The organism is Bacillus sp. HMF5848 (genome assembly GCF_003944835.1).
Lineage (GTDB): Bacteria > Bacillota > Bacilli > Bacillales > HMF5848 > HMF5848.
In genome coordinates this window covers 1-16,179 of sequence record NZ_RWIV01000002.1, presented here as the reverse complement: position 1 = coordinate 16,179, position 16,179 = coordinate 1, and the positions used below count along the sequence as shown (strand labels likewise).

Here is a 16,179-nt window from a genome sequence, read left to right as displayed (position 1 = left end):
TGAGTCCCGATTTGATGTATGGAGGGGTTCGTATGAAGCGTCATTCGTTACTGATTAAGCCGATGCTCAATGAGGTTTATCCAACAGTAACACACGGTGATGGCATATATTTGTATGACAACACCGGAAAAAAATATATAGATGGCTGCTCTGGTGCGATTACTGCGAGCATTGGTCATGCGATCCCTGATATTGTTGATGCTATGCATGAACAAGCGCAAAACGTTTCGTTTGTGTATCGGTCCCAATTTACATCCGAACCAGCCGAGGAGCTTGCGCTTAAGTTGAATGAGCTTGTCGGAGCCGAGGAGGATTACTGGTCGTTTTTCGTTAACAGTGGCTCAGAAGCAACGGAAACAGCGCTTAAGATTGCTATTCAGCACTATCAAGAGCAGGGCAATTTTAAAAAGACGAAAGTAATGTCGCGCTGGATTAGCTATCACGGTATTACCCTTGGTGCGTTGTCGTTATCAGGTCATGTAAAACGGCGTGAGCGGTTTGCTCGTTTGTTAGAGGACTTTCCAACCGTAGCTCCGCCGTATTGCTATCGCTGTCCGTTCAATTTGAAGTATCCGAGCTGTCAGCTGTTCTGCGCTAGTGAACTTGAGACTGCAATCGAGCGAACCGGTGCTGACCAAATTGCTGCGTTTATTGCAGAGCCCATCGTTGGCGCAGCGGGTGGTGTGATTGTCCCCCCAGATGGATATTATCAAAAAATAAGAGAGATTTGTGACCGCTACGAGATTTTGTTCATTTCAGATGAAGTGATGACGGGAATCGGGCGGGCAGGAAAGATGTACGGCATGGATCATTGGGATGTAAAGCCCGACATTATTGCGATGGGAAAAGGCATGGGTGCAGGCTACACGCCAATCGCCGCTACACTCGTGAGTGAAAGAGTGATGGCCCCTATATTGGCAGGTTCGAACTCTATTATGAGTGGGCACACGCTAAGTGCGAATCCGCTATCCGCAGCCGTGGCTCTTGCTGTCATAAATTATATAGAAAAAAATAGACTAATAGAAAAAGTTGAAGAAAACGGAACGTATTTAATGAAGAAACTCGAGGCGCTAGCCGAAAAGTCAGAAGTGATTGGGGATGTGAGAGGGAAAGGCTTGATGATTGGTGTTGAATTTGTTGCCGATTTAGGAACGAAGCAGCCATTTGAGCTGTCGGTCGGGTTGACGAAAAAAATTGTTGATACAGCAAGAGACAAAGGTCTGCTTGTGTACCCTTCATCTGCCGGCAAGGTCGGTGCTTACGGTGATGCCGTCATCATCGCGCCACCTTTTATTATCACAAAGCAGCAGATTGATGACTTAGTTGCTATTTTCAAAGAAACTGTCGATGAAGTAACGGGGGAATTGTAGTAGGGGAAAAGTTGTATTATCTGAGTTTGCGAGCGAGTTTATTGAATGATGAAAGTAGTAGATTGACGATTGAAGTTGAGTAGGAGAAAGTTTGGTAGATGAGGGTGAGGATTTCCGGAGTTTATGGGCGGAAATTGCTGATTTAAGGGCGGATTTTCACGGTTTATGGGCGAAGCTTAAAGATTTATGGGTAAACTTTTGCAGATTATGGGTGAGAATTGGTGGTTTAGGGGTAAGTGTTTACAGTTAATGGGCGAAAATCGATGGTTTAGGGGCAAAATCTATCGAATATGCTTGATTTTAGTTCAAATTAGCTAAAAATCCCCCACCCTTACCATTTTCTGCGTGAGATTTTGGTGTTTATGCGCTAGTTTTAATGGTTTATGCGTGAGTTTCAAGTGTTTATGCGCCTGTTTCACCTGTTTATGCGTCAAAAAACTCGGTTTATGCGTATTTCACTTTAATGGGCTAGGATCAAAGATACGAACAACACACTCCGCCGGAATTTAAAAATTAGTTAGGGGGCTCGTGCTATGAAGTCATCTCCCAAGCGACTAATAAACAAGGTTGTTTCATTAGAAGAAGCGCTCGCCTTTATTGATGATGGCTGTACGTTGATGTTTGGTGGATTTGGGGGCGTCGGGAATCCCCCGACTCTCATTCAAGGTATTCTCGATAAAGGTGTAAAAGACCTCACGCTAATCGGAAATGATACAGGGTTTCCTACGATTGGTATCGGAAAAATTGTCAGCCAGCGCCGAGCGAAAAAAATTATCGTGTCTCACATTGGTTCGAACCCAAATGCCGGTCAATACATGATGGACGGGACACTCGAGGTCGAATTTTCCCCACAAGGTACGTTAGCGGAGCGCATCCGAGCAGGCGGTGTTGGGCTAGCTGGCATACTCACGGACGTTGGTCTCGATAGCATGGTCGAAGAGGGTAAGCAAAAAATCACCATAAACGGCAACGCATATTTAGTAGAAACCGCATTAACAGCTGACGTCTCCATTATACACGCGAAAAGGGCGGATACATTTGGCAACCTTATCTATGAAACTAGTGCCCGCAATACGAATCCACTCGTGGCGATGGCTGGCACAATCACGATAGTGGAGGCGGATGAAATTGTTGAAGTCGGCGAGCTGGATCCTGAAGAAATTGTCACACCTGGTGTGTACGTGGATCGCGTCGTACAAAGTAAAGGGGTGGACTGGACATGGGCATGGGAGTAGGTGTGTGGAACAGGATAGTAAAGAAGTTCGGCTATGAACCTGCCCAGTGAATGCCTCACCAAAAAGTATCCATTAATTACGACATTCCAAGTGTGGAGGTGAGTTAAACATGAGCATGGGGGTAGATACGCGTAATAGAATCGCGAAGCGTGCCGCGCAGGAAATACAAGATGGTATGATCGTCAATCTCGGTATCGGCATTCCGTCACTTGTACCGAATCACCTCCCGCCCCACCTTAATGTCATGTTTCATGCGGAAAACGGTATTTTAGGTATCGGGAAATCACCCGCCAAAGGAAAAGAGGATCCGACCTTATGCAATGCGGGTGGCTTTCCTGTCACCACTGTTCCAGGTGCTTCATTTTTTGACAGCGCGACTGCGTTTGGCATGATTCGCTCGGGTTACTTAGACGTGACGATACTCGGAGGCCTCGAGGTTAGCGAAACAGGTGACCTAGCAAACTGGATTGTGCCAGGAAAACGTGTGCCTGGTATTGGTGGGGCGATGGAGCTCGCGAAAAAAGCAAAAAAAGTCATTATTGTCATGAATCATTGTAATAAAAATGGAGATCCGAAAATCCTCAAGACTTGCACTTTGCCGCTTACTGCCAAGGCTTGTGTAAGTTTAATCATTACCGATATGGCGGTCATTGAAGTCATCCCTCAAGGCTTACTTTTAAAAGAAGTAATGGCACCGCACACAGTAGAGGATGTCATTGCCAAAACAGGAGCGCCGCTAGACATTTGTAAAAATATAAAGCGGTTGGACTGAGCGCCGCTAGACATTTGTAAAAATATAAAGCGGTTGAACTGAGAATCGAGACAATAACAACTTCCAAAACGAAGATAAGTCTCGTTAGTAACCAAAATCGTGTGCCGACGATTGTAAAGTCTCGTACAAAGCAACACAATCACCGAGGGGGGAGTGTATTGTTAAAAACTCACATAAAAGAGTGGCTTGCGGCAAACAGAAATTATGGCATCACCCTCTTACAAAGACTCGTGCAGGCAAATAGTACTCAAGGAAATGAGAAGCCCGCCCAGCAAATTGTTATTGACACGCTACAACAGCTGAACCTACAAATCGATGTGTGGGAGCCAGACGGGGCTACACTCAAGCAACACCCATACTTTGCTTCGCCGCGAACGGATTTCACCAATAGTCCGAACGTGGTAGGTATTAAAAAAGGTACAGGTGGCGGGCGCTCGCTTATTTTAAACGGTCACATTGATGTCGTACCAGCGGGCGATCCTGAGCAATGGGCACCACACCCGCCCTTCAGCGGGCAAATTATCGACGGCAAGCTTTATGGTCGTGGTGCTACCGATATGAAAGGTGGCAATGTCGCTCTTCTCCTAGCGCTAGCCGCTCTGCAAGAAACACCTCTCAAAGGTGACGTAATTTTTCAAAGTGTCATTGAAGAAGAGAGCGGTGGCTTAGGAACACTCGCAGCCATCCACCGCGGCTATAAAGCCGATGCGGCGCTTATCCCGGAGCCAACGAATATGAAAATTTTTCCGAAGCAACAAGGCTCGATGTGGTTTCGCCTTCACGTAAAAGGTCGCTCTGCTCACGGCGGCACAAGGTACGAAGGAGTCAGTGCGATAGAAAAGGCGCTTCTTGTTGTCGAGCATGTGAAGAAACTTGAAGAAAAGCGAAACGCCAGCATCACCGATCCTCTTTACAGCAACATTCCGATCCCGGTGCCTATTAATATTGGCAAAATCACCGGTGGCGACTGGCCATCGTCGGTACCGGACCTTGTAAAGCTTGAAGGTCGCATTGGTGTCTCGCCAGAAGAAACAATGGATGAAGCGAAGCAAGAATTAGAGACGTGGATCGCCGAGCTTCACAAAACGGACCCGTGGTTCACCAAAAACCCCGTCACGCTCGAATGGTTTGGCGCGCGCTGGCTACCAGGAGCGATCAATCTTGAGCACGAGCTAATCAACAAGCTAACCACACACTTCGAGCACGTGACCGGGCGCAAGCCAACAATCGAAGCGTCCCCTTGGGGCACCGATGGTGGGTTGCTCACAAATGTTGGCGCGACACCGTCCGTTGTGTTTGGTCCTGGTGTGACTGAAAACGCACATCACCCGAACGAATACATCGAAATAGACAAAGTGTTCGAAGCGGCCGAAATTATTGCCTTAACAATTATCGATTGGTGTGGAGGTGAACACGATGGATGAAGCGCAGCATCTCGCAGAGCTTGATAAAAAGCATTTCTTGCACCCAACTTCGTCTATCCAGGAGCAGCAGTCGAGCGGTCCAGCTTTTATTTTTAAAAAAGGCTATGGAATTTATCTAGAGGATATACAAGGCAACGTGGTTATTGACGGGATGTCCTCCCTGTGGAATGTCAACGTCGGTCATGGGCGCAAGAACTTAGCTGAAGCAGCAAAGAAGCAAATGGAGACACTCGCGTACAGCTCGTGCTTCGCGACATTTAGTAACGAACCAGCTATCAAACTCGCTGCCAAGCTCGCACAATTAGCACCACCGCCGCTTACTGCGACGTTTTTCACATCAGGCGGCTCAGAAGCAAACGACACCGCCTATAAGCTCGCGCGTCACTACTGGTTATTAAAGGGCGAGCCTGCGCGTAAAAAAATCATCGCTAGAAACAGGTCGTATCACGGCGTATCCATGGGGGCGACAAGCGCAACGGGACTCAAGCCGTTTCGCGATTTCACCCAATCGCTCGCACCCGACTTTTTTCATGTCGACCACTTTGAAGTCACAGCGTTGCGAGCTCTAATCGAACAAGAAGGACCAGATACATTTGCTGCTATCGTCGCAGAGCCTGTGCAAGGCGCAGGTGGTGTGCACGTGCCACCAGCAGATTATTTTAAAAAAATAAAAGACATTTGTACGGAATACGGGATTCTGCTAATTACCGATGAAGTCATTACTGGGTTTGGTCGAACCGGAAAGATGTTTGGCATGGAGCACTACGAGGGTGTCACGCCAGATATGATGTGCTTTGCAAAAGGAGTAACGAGCGGGTACGCTCAGCTCGGTGGAGTGATGATCTCAGAGCAAATGCATCAAGATTTTACGCAGCTCTCACAAGGCACGCTGTTACACGGTTACACGTACAGCGGACACGCGACAGCCTGCGCCATCGCTCTGAAAAACATCGACCTACTAGAACAAGAAGACCTTGTTGAGAATGCTAAACTACGAGGCGCCGAGCTGCTAGACGGTTTGCGCTCACTCGCAGTCGACTTTGACATCATACAAAGCTGCCGCGGCCTCGGTCTTATGGCAGCGATCGAATTTACGGGCGGCCTCGCCCCGCAAATTGTAAAAGAAGCAGCGAACCGGGGTCTCATATGTCGCGCGGTGACGTTTGATAATCAAGATACGCTTGTACTAGCGCCGCCACTCATCATTACGAATGAAGAAGTGGAGAAAATAATTACTATTTTAAAAGACACAATAAACAGTATATAATCATGTAAAAGCCTTGCAGAAATAACTGCAAGGCTAAAATACTACATAAAATGCTAGTATTATGATATGATATCAATACCATGAATTTTCTTATAATTAAGATAATTGGGTAATGTCTGAGGTGTTTTCATTTTTATAGATTTACATATTGCCTCAAGCTTGATAGTTTTCTCCTCATTACGTAAATACGCATGCCTAATTCAAAGGCAACTACCCTTATCGAAGCAAAAAATAATACAAAGAAGGTGATTTTATGACAACTAGTATACATGTAAATGATAGTAGCTCTCCGCTACGTCGCGATGTAAAAACTCTCGGCAACATTTTAGGGCAGATTTTAACTCTTCACGGGGGGACCGAGTTACTAGACAAAGTTGAAAAAATTCGTGAGCTGACGATTACACTTCGGAAAAATTTTAAGGAAGAAACGTACGAAGCGCTTAAGCAAGAGATTAAACAGCTGAAGCCGCCGATGCGTGAGCAGGTTATTCGTGCTTTTTCTGTTTATTTTAATTTAGTAAATATTGCTGAACAAAATCATCGTATTCGCCGTCGTCGTGAGTATCAGCTTGAAGAAGATCATGTAGTGCAGCCTTCTTCTTTCGAAAGTGCTGTGTTATCGCTGAAGGACAATCAAATTCCTGTTGAAGTGATTCAAGATGTACTTAACAAGTTATCGCTTGAGCTAGTTATCACAGCACATCCAACAGAGGCGACAAGACGTTCTGTTCTTGAAATCCAGAAGCGCATTGCTGATGATATTAAACAGCTTGATCAACCACTATTAACAAAAAAAGAAAAAGCAACTATAGAAGAAAAGCTAATACATGAAGTGACAACATTATGGCAAACAGATGAGCTACATCAGCATAAACCGACCGTGTTGGATGAGGTTCGGAATGCGCTTTATTATTTTGATCATACATTATTCAATGTTTTACCTGACATTCATCAAGATTTGGAGGATTGCTTAGGGGAATGCTTCCCAGAGCAAAAATGGAATGTGCCTAACTTTCTACGCTTTGGCTCTTGGGTTGGAGGCGATCGAGACGGAAATCCGTTTGTAACACCTGATGTAACTTGGGAAACATTACAAAGACAACGCAGACTTGTATTGAAAAAGTATAAAGAAGTTATTGTGGAAATGATGAAGCTATTCAGCCATTCTACCAATCGAGTACAAGTAAGTGACGAGCTGCTGCAATCGGTTGAACAAGAGGAAGCAATCTATGTTGCAGCGGATAAAAAGTGGAATGTAGAAACCGAGGTATATCGAAGAAAGCTTGCGATTATATTAGAACGCATTCGCCACGTTGGCAAGTCTGACAACATTGGCTATGCGCATGTCGATGAGCTGTTGCGTGACCTATATTTAATAGAAAATAGTATTAAAATGCACCAGCCAACTGAAAGAAGACTACGAATTCTACAAAAATTCATCCGCCAAGTGAAGCTATTTGCCTTCCATCTTGCCACACTAGATATTCGGAATCATAGTGGGGAGCACGAAGCGGCAGTAACTGAAATTTTGCGAAAAGTAAAAATTACTGATAACTATGCAGGGCTACCGGAAAATGAAAAAATAGAGATTCTTGAAAATATCCTACAAGACCCTCGTCCGCTGCTATTACTGCATGAGGATTATAGTAAAGAAACGCGTAAAATGCTAAATTGCTTCAAAATGATTAAAGATGCTCATGAGGAATTCGGCGAACGTTCCATTGAAGTGTATCTTGTTAGTATGACTCGGTCTGCGAGTGATTTACTAGAAGTACTTGTGCTAGCTAAAGAAATGGGTATTTACCGCCTGCATGATGATGGTCGTGTTGAAAGTTTATTAAGCGTCGCGCCGTTGCTAGAGACAGTCGATGATTTAACAGCAGGACCAAGAATTATGGAAACGTTGTTTACGATGGATGTGTATCGCAACTATTTAGACGTACGCGGCAACCATCAAGAAATTATGCTCGGCTATTCAGATGGTAGTAAAGACGGTGGCACCTTAACAGCAAACTGGAAGCTGTATAAAGCGCAAGTAGAAATTCATGAAATGGCGAAAAGCTACAACGTACGCCTGAAATTTTTCCATGGCCGTGGTGGGTCATTAGGTCGTGGAGGCGGTCCGCTAAATCGTAGTATTTTATCACAGCCAGCCGAAACGTTAGGTGATGGTGTGAAAATTACGGAGCAAGGGGAAGTTATGTCATCTCGTTATCTATTAACGGACATTGCGTATCGTAGTTTAGAACAAGCTGCGTCTACGATGCTTGAGGTTGCGGCGCACGTATCGAAGGAATCAGAGCAAGGACATTTACGTGAAAAAATTTGGGAGCAAGCTCTTGAAGAGGTGTCTGAAGCTGCGCTACGAAAATATCAGTCTCTTGTTTTCCAGGATCAAGACTTTTTAACGTATTTTATCCAAGCTACACCGTTAATGGAGCTAAGCTCATTAAATATCGGCTCGCGTCCGATGAGTCGAAAAAATAGAGAAAGCTTTAGCTTTGAAGACTTACGGGCGATTCCATGGGTATTTGCATGGACGCAAAGTCGTCAGTTGCTGCCAGGCTGGTATGCGGCAGGAACAGGCTTATCGACGTTTGCAGAAAAAAGCCCTGAAAACTTAAAGATTTTGAAGGATATGTATCATAATTGGCCATTCTTTAAATCAACAATTGATAACTTACAAATGGCGTTGATGAAAGCAGATATTCCAACGGCTTCTCTATATAAAACGCTTGTTGAGGATGAAGCGATTGGCGATAGAATATTTACTAACATTGTAGATGAGTATAACCGTACGAAAGCTATTCTTTTAAAAATCTCAGATCATCAAGAATTGCTCGATCACGCACCAACGATTCAATCATCGGTGAAGCGCCGCAACCCATATGTAGATCCGCTCAACTTCCTACAAGTGGAGCTCATTAAGGAGTTGCGTGAAAGTGACAACCCTGAAGATACTCTGTTAACAGAAGTGCTACTGACGATTAGCGGCATTGCAGCGGGCCTTCGTAATACAGGTTGATTTGGTCAAACAAAGGTAATGAGAAGTAATGAAAAGGTAATGCAAAATACTCGTGTGTTAGTGCGGTAATCTGAATTCGTGCTTGCAAACAATATGAAAAAGGGGAACTTGGTATCACAACACGCCAAGTTCTCTTTTTTAGATGTTAGACCGTGACCTGCAGTACGTGTGATGGTGCTTTTACAATATAAAGTGGCCGGGAATCGCTAGGAATTAGGTCGAAATTGGTCGATGGGCGCTGTATTTTGTCGGTGCCAGGCACGGCACTTATCCACACCCATTAAAACCCAGTCGTATCAAGGGTGCAAAAGTTGTAAAACTTTGTCGGTGCCAGGCACTTACAAGTTACGACAAATTTCCCGTTTGAAAGGAGGCAAATCCATGGTTTTTTTACGAATATTCATTACCACCGTCATCATCATAGCTTTTCCAACTCTAGCTTCAGCAGAAAAACTAGTCATTATTGACCCCGGCCACGGTGGGAAGTTTTATGGAACGTGTGGATTCAGCGGCGTGCAAACCGGATATTGTGAGAAAGATGCCAATCTAGAGGTGGCCTTACTCGTACGTAAATATTTGCAGCAAGATACAAATATCCGCGTTGAGCTTACACGTTCTGATGATCGAGAATTTGCCCCGATTCTTCGAGGAAATGAAGGCGAAGGCGACTTAGCGAAGCGAATCCAACTGGCAAACGAACTAGCAGCCACCAACAATCAACAAACTATTTTTATTTCTATTCATCATAATGCACATCCTACAAACCCATTCCGTCGTGGTGTAGAAACCTACTACTTTGACGGCATACAACACGCGAATCCTACTTATCCGTTTGATCCACTTCAGCTTTGTTTCGAGATGATAGTAAGCGTTTAGCGGAGAGTGTGCATCCGGCACTCGTAAATCAACTAGCTACCCCTGACAGACGGATACATAATAACCAAAGCTTTTTGTTATTCGTAATGCACAAATGCCAGCCATCCTACTAGAGCTAGGCTACATGAGTAATAGATTTGAAGAACAATCAATCCGAGCGAAAACATTCCAGCAAACAGCTGCGAAAGCTATAGCCGAGGGGATTACAAGCTATTTTCAAGTGTATGAGGTGTACGGTGCTAATGATAGGAAACTAGCAACCTTTCAACATGAGATTGATGCGCTGACATATGCTAAACAAACCCGGTCTGCGATTCATGTGTTTGATAAAGACCGTCAGAAAGTTATTTATAAAGTTTTAGATAAAATAACACTGTAACTACAAACAACGAGGCCGATGCGTTGAATGGAAGTACTGCCGACATAAAATGACTTGGTAATTTTACAACAGTGAGGGAGAGGTCAATGCTAATGCTGAAAAACATAGTGACGCAAGTGGTGTGCGGAATCATATTTCTTTTTATTATAGTAGGTTGTGCTCCTACCAATAAGCCAGTAGTGACGCACACAAATAAAGAGACACCAATTCCGAAAGAGACAGCCCCATCAGCTTTTGCGCATTATGATACATACCGGCCGGAGGTAGGGATGAAAAAACACTTTGTGAATGGTCCGGACCTGTTGTATACATACGACGTTGTCGCTGAAGATAGCGATTATGTGCAAATAATTATTACATTGAATGGCGCGCCCACCACCCAGATATATCGCTGGACAGCAGATGAAATGACACTAGTATATGAACAGGTTGGTCTAGCTGACCAAGAAGGAACGCTGCTAGAAGAATTTTAGAAGAACGACTGGACACAATTGTGAGCACAACAGCACATGCAGATTGGACTATTATTGAAGAACAAACCACGCTACAGCTACCATGCGCTACTTATCATGACGTACTCGTAGTTAGCAAAACAACCGATGAAGTCGTGGGAGCCAATACTATTATACGCGGTACTATGCGCCAGGCGTCGGCTTAGTAAAAGAAACGTATGAAGTAACCGGTGAAAGTGGCTACAAAGATGAAGCGGTTGTGGGATTCGTGTGTTGAAGATTAAGAAAAAGTTTACACTAGCTTATTACGAAACTATTCCCCCACTCACCCGAAGTGGTGAGGTCAGCCATGCAGGAACCGCTCTTATGCAAGTAGAAACCAAAAGTTTGTGTAATTTCTATGAAACTTTAAACTCAATGTACAAGGTAGTGTCACAGTTTTTTTGTAGTTTAATATATAATTTTTTCCTATAATCGCGAGAAATGCATGTTTTTAAGCACAGTAATTTTGCATAATACAGCTTACTAACTTACTGAAAATGTAAGAAAAAGGATACAGGATATTTTCCTCATAAACCTGTTGCCCAGTTGATTAATATAGTGTAAAATTAGTTTAGTACTAGTTTGCAATCGTTTGCATTTTTCGACCAAATGCAGTTAATAATGTGCAACTGTTGCACAAGCGGATAAGGAATCTATTTCTTACCACATTTGTGCAAACGGTTTCGCACGTTGCGCAACATAGTATATTACAATACTAATGTTTCTTAACATAACTGTTGGGTATATGCAATTTTTATTGTGCAACTTAATGCCAAACGATTTCACAGCTAAGTGTTAACTTACACCATTGATAGCTAAAACACTATCAATTGAAATAAAAAGGAGAAAAGAATTTGATGAGTAGAAAGATGAAACGTCATAGTGCTATGTTTAATGACAATTATCATGCTCCTTAGCTTGCTTTTACCAACTGTACCTGTACAGTCTGTACAAGCAATCGAAGAAAATTCCCGTAACAACTGAGACGTATGATAGTAGCGCTACAGATGATACTTACAATGAAGGTACGTCTAATGCAACTGACATTCTTTTAACGGATGCAGATGCGATAACAGGTGAGCGACCAACTTCGTTTCACGTATATTAGAGAAGACCAAACATTTGGTGATTGGAATATTTGGACTTGGAAATACAGGTGTTGATGGACAAGACCAAATTACGTTTGACTCATATGATGGAACGAAAGCAATTGCTAATATTGCAATAGGTCCTGAGCAACTCAATGGCTTTGTATTGCGTAGCACGTTTGATTGGGACACTGCTGAAAAAGAATTTGTGATAGATTTATTCCTATCAACAAAACGATCTTTAACAAAAGCTTATATCACAGCGGGTAGAACAAATTCACGTTGTAACCTGATGGTTCTAAACCTGGTAATCGACAAAGGTCTTGCAACTTTCTACTATCGCAGTCCAGCTCTTTTTGCAAACGATGCAATGGACGCTATTCAAAAAGTAGAATTAAAGTTCAACGGTGACGTTTTACCGATGACATACGAAGCTGACAATGAAAGATTCGTATTAGGAGATGTACAAGTCCCTAATGGTAAAACTCCATATTCATATTTAGTAACAATTGATGGACAACAACAGAAGTAACGGATCCTTACAACACAGTAGAGGGTGCATCTTACGTTGATTTCTTTATGGTGCCACTAACTGTATCAGCTTCTGTTGCACCGGCAGCTATTGATTATAATGAAAACGCTGTATTAACAGTGGATGTGCAAGGTTTAGATGATAGTGTATCTATCACAAAGATTTTGCTGATGTTTCTGCATTAGGTGGATCTGACAAGTTAGAAATTGATCCAACGGTAAAAGCGGTTACTATCGCTGTTGATGACGATGTAACAGCTGGTACGAAAGATATCCCAGTAACGGTAGTAGATTCATTTGGTAACTACTTTGATGCATCTACATCTGTAACAATTGAAACTCGCCAATCTGTCGGGGAAGCTGATTTGATTGGGATATTTACTTCATGCTAACAGACCGTTTCTTTGATGGAAATACTGGTAATAATGATCCTTATGGTATGAACTATGATACGACTGATCGTGGTACGTACCAAGGTGGAGACTTTGCTGGTATTACTGCAAAGCTTGATATTTAAATGATTTAGGTGTTAATACAATCTGGATCAGCCCAATTGTTGAAAACGTTAAACATGATGTAGCTTATAACCAAGCTGATGTTAGCTCATATTATGGATATCATGGATACTGGGCAAGCAACTTTGGTGCTTTAAACCCACACTTTGGAACAATGGATGAGTTCCATACATTAATTGACGAAGCACACAATCGTGGTATTAAGATTATGGTTGACGTAGTTCTTAACCACACTGGTTATGGCTTGAAAGATATTGATGCTAATGTAGCAAACCCACCAGCTGGTTACCCAACTGATGAAGAGCGTACTGTTTACTCTAATCTAGTTCGTCAAGGTAGTAACGTTGGAACGGATGAGGTTGTTGGTGAATTAGCTGGCTTACCAGACTTCAAAACAGAAAATCCTACTGTTCGTCAAGCTATCATTGATTGGCAAACTGCTTGGATTGATGCAGCAACAACTGCAAACGGTAACACAATTGATTACTTCCGTGTGGACACAGTGAAACACGTTGAAGATGCAACTTGGATGGCGTTCAAAAATGCTATTACAGAAAAAATGCCTGAACATAAAATGATTGGTGAAGCTTGGGGCGCAAGCGTAAGCAATGACCTTGGCTACCTTGATTCAGGTATGATGGATTCACTACTAGACTTTGATTTTAAAAATATCGCAAAAAGCTTGTAAATGGAAGCTTAAACAGTGCAAATGAAACTCTTGATAAGAGAAACGATAATATTGACAATACAGCTACTCTTGGTCAATTCTTAAGCAGCCATGATGAAGATGGATTCTTACACTCTGCTGTAGGTGGAGACGAAGGTAAGTTTAAAGTGGCGGTTTCTCTTCAAGCGACTGCGAAAGGTCAACCAGTTATTTATTACGGGAAGAGTTAGGACAAAGTGGTGCTAACAACTATCCGCAATACGATAATCGTTATGACCTCGCTTGGATCAAGTAGAGGGCAATGACATTCTAGCTCACTATACAAAACTATTAAACTTCCGTGCTAATAACTCTGATGTATTTGCAAAAGGTGATCGTGACTATGTTGCTGGTGGCGATTCTGACGAATATCTATATTCTCTCGCAGCTATGCAGGCGACAACGTATACGTTGGATTAAACGTTGCTGACACAGCAAAAACAGTTACATTAACTGTGGATTCAGCTGCTGCTGTTGTAACAGATAACATTCTGGTACTGTGTACACAACATCTGGTGCAGGTGAAGTTGAAGTTACTATCCCGGCTAATGCTGACGGTGGTACAGTTCTACTTACTGTAGAAAATGGTTTAATTACTGGTGCATTAAGTGAAGGAGATATTCCTGCTAACACTTTACGTATCCACTACAATAGAGCAGATGGTAATTATGCAGACATGGGTATTTGGACTTGGTTTGATGTGGTAACACCACAAGTTGATCCATGGCCAGATAATGCCCTTCCATTTGCTGGAACTGATTCATTCGGGGCATATATCGATATCCCGTTAAAAGACAATGCAGTTGAAGTAGGTTTCCATATTGTTAATAAAGTAAGTAAAGAAACAGATGGTGGAAACAAGTTAGTTACTATTACACCAGGTATGAAGGAAATCTGGTTACTAGAAGGCTCTGATGAGATATTCACTGTAGCGCCTGACCTAGGAGTTCCAGAAAACCACATCCGTATTCATTACAACAGAACAAACGGTGACTATGAAAACTTTGGTGCTTGGTTATGGAACGATGTAGCAGACCCTTCTGCAGGCTGGCCAACAGGCGCTACTATGTTTGAAAAGTTTGATGACTACGGCGCATATATTGATGTTGAGTTAGCAGAAGGCGCGAAGAATATCGGCTTCCTAGTAATGGATGTTACTCTAGGTGACGCTGGTAAAGACGGTGGAGACAAAGGCTTCACAATTCGTTCATCTGAAGTAAATGAAATTTGGATTAAGCAAGGTTCAAATGAAGTGTTCACATTCGAGCCAGTTGAGTTACCAGAAAACACAGTTCGTATTCACTACACTCGTGATAACGGTGACTATGAAAACTACGGTGTTTGGAACTGGGGCGATGTAGTTGCTCCATCAGACAACTGGCCAACAGGTGCTACAATGTCGTCTGGTATCGACCAATACGGCGCATATTATGACATTGCTATGAATGAAGATGCAAAATCTCTAGGCTTCTTAGTAATGGATGTTACTCTAGGTGACCCAGGTAAAGATGGTGGCAACAAAACTTTTAATCTTGTAGACAAATACAACCGTCTATGGATTAAACAAGGTGATGACACCGTTTATATTTCTCCATACGGAGATGTAGCAAACGGAATTTTATCAGCTGAACTTTTATCTGAAACTGAAATACTATTAGGTTTCACTATGACTGCTGGTTTAACAGCTGATGCTCTAATCAATGAGTTAGAGCTAAAAGATAAAGACGGTAACCCTGTAACTATCGACGCTGTTGAAGTGACTGATGATATTTCTGTTAAGATTACTGCTAATATTGACTTAGATTTAATGCCATATACAGTAACATACTCTGGCAGAACAGTTGATGCTGTAAAAGGCTGGCGCTTAATTGATAGCTTATATGGCTACGATGGTAATGATTTAGGTGCAACATATAACAATGGTGATGCAACACTTAAAATTGTGGGCACCAAAGCAAGTGCAGTTGTAGCGAACTTCTACGACAAAAACGATGCTGCGACACAAATTGGTACTATGCCTTTAACTCTAGGTGAGCGCGGTGTTTGGTCTCTAGATGTAGCTGCAAGTGACTTAGGTGTAGCTGATCTTGATGGATATTACTATCAATATGAAGTAACAAACGACGGTGTAACGAAAAAGTATTAGATCCGTATGCAAAATCATTAGCTGCCTTTACGGTTAACACGAATGGTGACCCAGGTCCTGATGGTGATGTAGTTGGAAAAGCTGCTATTGTTGACTTGAGCGATACAAATCCTGAAGGATTCTCGCATGCTAACATTGAAGGCTTTGAAAAGCGTGAAGATGCGATTATTTGGGAAGTGCACGTACGTGACTTCACTTCAGATCCATCTATCGAAGGTGATTTAAATGCTAGATGGGGCTCTTATAAAGCATTCATCGACAAGTTAGACTACATTAAGTCATTAGGTGTAACACACGTACAGTTACTTCCTGTTATGGCTTGGTATTATGGTGACGAAACAGGTATGGGCG

Annotated in this window: 18 protein-coding genes; all 18 read left to right on the top strand. The window is 42.9% G+C overall.

Annotated elements, in window-relative coordinates; genetic code table 11:
• Window positions 1-32 precede the first annotated feature (32 nt).
• Complete coding sequence (locus EJF36_RS21240; RefSeq protein ID WP_125907746.1) at window positions 33-1,370, top strand: aspartate aminotransferase family protein; 1,338 nt, start codon at window positions 33-35, stop codon at window positions 1,368-1,370.
• Window positions 1,371-1,903: 533 nt separating this feature from the next.
• The gene (locus EJF36_RS21235; protein WP_125907745.1) at window positions 1,904-2,605 is read left to right on the top strand and encodes a CoA transferase subunit A; all 702 of its coding nucleotides are present in this window, start codon (window positions 1,904-1,906) and stop codon (window positions 2,603-2,605) included.
• Window positions 2,606-2,714: 109 nt separating this feature from the next.
• Window positions 2,715-3,377 (top strand): 3-oxoacid CoA-transferase subunit B, encoded by a 663-nt coding sequence (locus EJF36_RS21230; RefSeq protein ID WP_125907744.1) that lies wholly within the window; start codon window positions 2,715-2,717, stop codon window positions 3,375-3,377.
• A 158-nt stretch (window positions 3,378-3,535) separates the two neighbouring features.
• Window positions 3,536-4,801, top strand: a complete 1,266-nt coding sequence (locus EJF36_RS21225; protein ID WP_125907743.1) for a peptidase — start codon at window positions 3,536-3,538, stop codon at window positions 4,799-4,801.
• Complete coding sequence (locus EJF36_RS21220) at window positions 4,794-6,068, top strand: aminotransferase family protein (RefSeq protein ID WP_125907742.1); 1,275 nt, start codon at window positions 4,794-4,796, stop codon at window positions 6,066-6,068. Before EJF36_RS21225 ends, EJF36_RS21220 begins: the two co-directional genes overlap by 8 nt.
• Before the next feature lie 253 nt (window positions 6,069-6,321).
• Entirely contained in the window at window positions 6,322-9,093 is a 2,772-nt protein-coding gene (ppc, locus tag EJF36_RS21215) for a phosphoenolpyruvate carboxylase (RefSeq protein WP_125907741.1), read from the top strand.
• 381 nt (window positions 9,094-9,474) lie between these two features.
• Window positions 9,475-9,969 carry an N-acetylmuramoyl-L-alanine amidase family protein gene (locus EJF36_RS21210; protein ID WP_185807044.1) on the top strand — a complete coding sequence of 165 codons (495 nt, stop codon included), beginning with the start codon at window positions 9,475-9,477 and terminating at the stop codon, window positions 9,967-9,969.
• Between the two features lie 79 nt (window positions 9,970-10,048).
• Window positions 10,049-10,348 (top strand): N-acetylmuramoyl-L-alanine amidase family protein, encoded by a 300-nt coding sequence (locus EJF36_RS21205; protein ID WP_260472015.1) that lies wholly within the window; start codon window positions 10,049-10,051, stop codon window positions 10,346-10,348.
• 92 nt (window positions 10,349-10,440) lie between these two features.
• Window positions 10,441-10,821 (top strand): hypothetical protein, encoded by a 381-nt coding sequence (locus EJF36_RS21200; RefSeq protein WP_125908486.1) that lies wholly within the window; start codon window positions 10,441-10,443, stop codon window positions 10,819-10,821.
• Window positions 10,822-10,841: 20 nt separating this feature from the next.
• A complete protein-coding gene (locus EJF36_RS21690; RefSeq protein WP_185807043.1) occupies window positions 10,842-11,006 on the top strand; it encodes a hypothetical protein in 165 nt (54 codons plus the stop codon).
• A 958-nt stretch (window positions 11,007-11,964) separates the two neighbouring features.
• Window positions 11,965-12,462: a hypothetical protein gene (locus tag EJF36_RS21985; RefSeq protein WP_260472010.1), complete on the top strand. Its 498-nt coding sequence runs from the start codon at window positions 11,965-11,967 to the stop codon at window positions 12,460-12,462.
• A gap of 47 nt (window positions 12,463-12,509) precedes the next feature.
• The gene (locus EJF36_RS21980; RefSeq protein WP_260472009.1) at window positions 12,510-12,647 is read left to right on the top strand and encodes a hypothetical protein; all 138 of its coding nucleotides are present in this window, start codon (window positions 12,510-12,512) and stop codon (window positions 12,645-12,647) included.
• A gap of 199 nt (window positions 12,648-12,846) precedes the next feature.
• Window positions 12,847-12,978: a hypothetical protein gene (locus EJF36_RS21975; RefSeq protein WP_260472008.1), complete on the top strand. Its 132-nt coding sequence runs from the start codon at window positions 12,847-12,849 to the stop codon at window positions 12,976-12,978.
• Between the two features lie 20 nt (window positions 12,979-12,998).
• A complete protein-coding gene (locus EJF36_RS21970) occupies window positions 12,999-13,664 on the top strand; it encodes an alpha-amylase family glycosyl hydrolase (RefSeq protein WP_312028290.1) in 666 nt (221 codons plus the stop codon).
• Between the two features lie 50 nt (window positions 13,665-13,714).
• A complete protein-coding gene (locus tag EJF36_RS21965; RefSeq protein WP_260472013.1) occupies window positions 13,715-13,873 on the top strand; it encodes an alpha-amylase family glycosyl hydrolase in 159 nt (52 codons plus the stop codon).
• Window positions 13,874-13,925: 52 nt separating this feature from the next.
• Window positions 13,926-14,102, top strand: a complete 177-nt coding sequence (locus EJF36_RS21960; protein ID WP_260472007.1) for a hypothetical protein — start codon at window positions 13,926-13,928, stop codon at window positions 14,100-14,102.
• A 79-nt stretch (window positions 14,103-14,181) separates the two neighbouring features.
• Window positions 14,182-15,828, top strand: coding sequence for a pullulanase-associated domain-containing protein (locus tag EJF36_RS21190; RefSeq protein ID WP_260472006.1), 1,647 nt, complete (start codon window positions 14,182-14,184; stop codon window positions 15,826-15,828).
• Window positions 15,829-15,923: 95 nt separating this feature from the next.
• Window positions 15,924-16,179 (top strand): hypothetical protein (locus EJF36_RS21955; RefSeq protein ID WP_260472005.1); only part of this gene is annotated, 256 nt, incomplete at its 3' end.

Excerpts from the sequence above, each read along its gene's own strand:
- EJF36_RS21240 (WP_125907746.1), top strand. The coding sequence starts at position 33 with ATGAAGCGTCATTCGTTACTGATTAAGCCGATGCTCAATGAGGTTTAT.
- EJF36_RS21235 (WP_125907745.1), top strand. The coding sequence starts at position 1,904 with ATGAAGTCATCTCCCAAGCGACTAATAAACAAGGTTGTTTCATTAGAA.
- EJF36_RS21230 (WP_125907744.1), top strand. The coding sequence starts at position 2,715 with ATGAGCATGGGGGTAGATACGCGTAATAGAATCGCGAAGCGTGCCGCG.
- EJF36_RS21220 (WP_125907742.1), top strand. The coding sequence starts at position 4,794 with ATGGATGAAGCGCAGCATCTCGCAGAGCTTGATAAAAAGCATTTCTTG.
- ppc (WP_125907741.1), top strand. The coding sequence starts at position 6,322 with ATGACAACTAGTATACATGTAAATGATAGTAGCTCTCCGCTACGTCGC.
- EJF36_RS21210 (WP_185807044.1), top strand. The coding sequence starts at position 9,475 with ATGGTTTTTTTACGAATATTCATTACCACCGTCATCATCATAGCTTTT.
- EJF36_RS21200 (WP_125908486.1), top strand. The coding sequence starts at position 10,441 with ATGCTGAAAAACATAGTGACGCAAGTGGTGTGCGGAATCATATTTCTT.
- EJF36_RS21980 (WP_260472009.1), top strand. The coding sequence starts at position 12,510 with ATGGTGCCACTAACTGTATCAGCTTCTGTTGCACCGGCAGCTATTGAT.
- EJF36_RS21975 (WP_260472008.1), top strand. The coding sequence starts at position 12,847 with ATGCTAACAGACCGTTTCTTTGATGGAAATACTGGTAATAATGATCCT.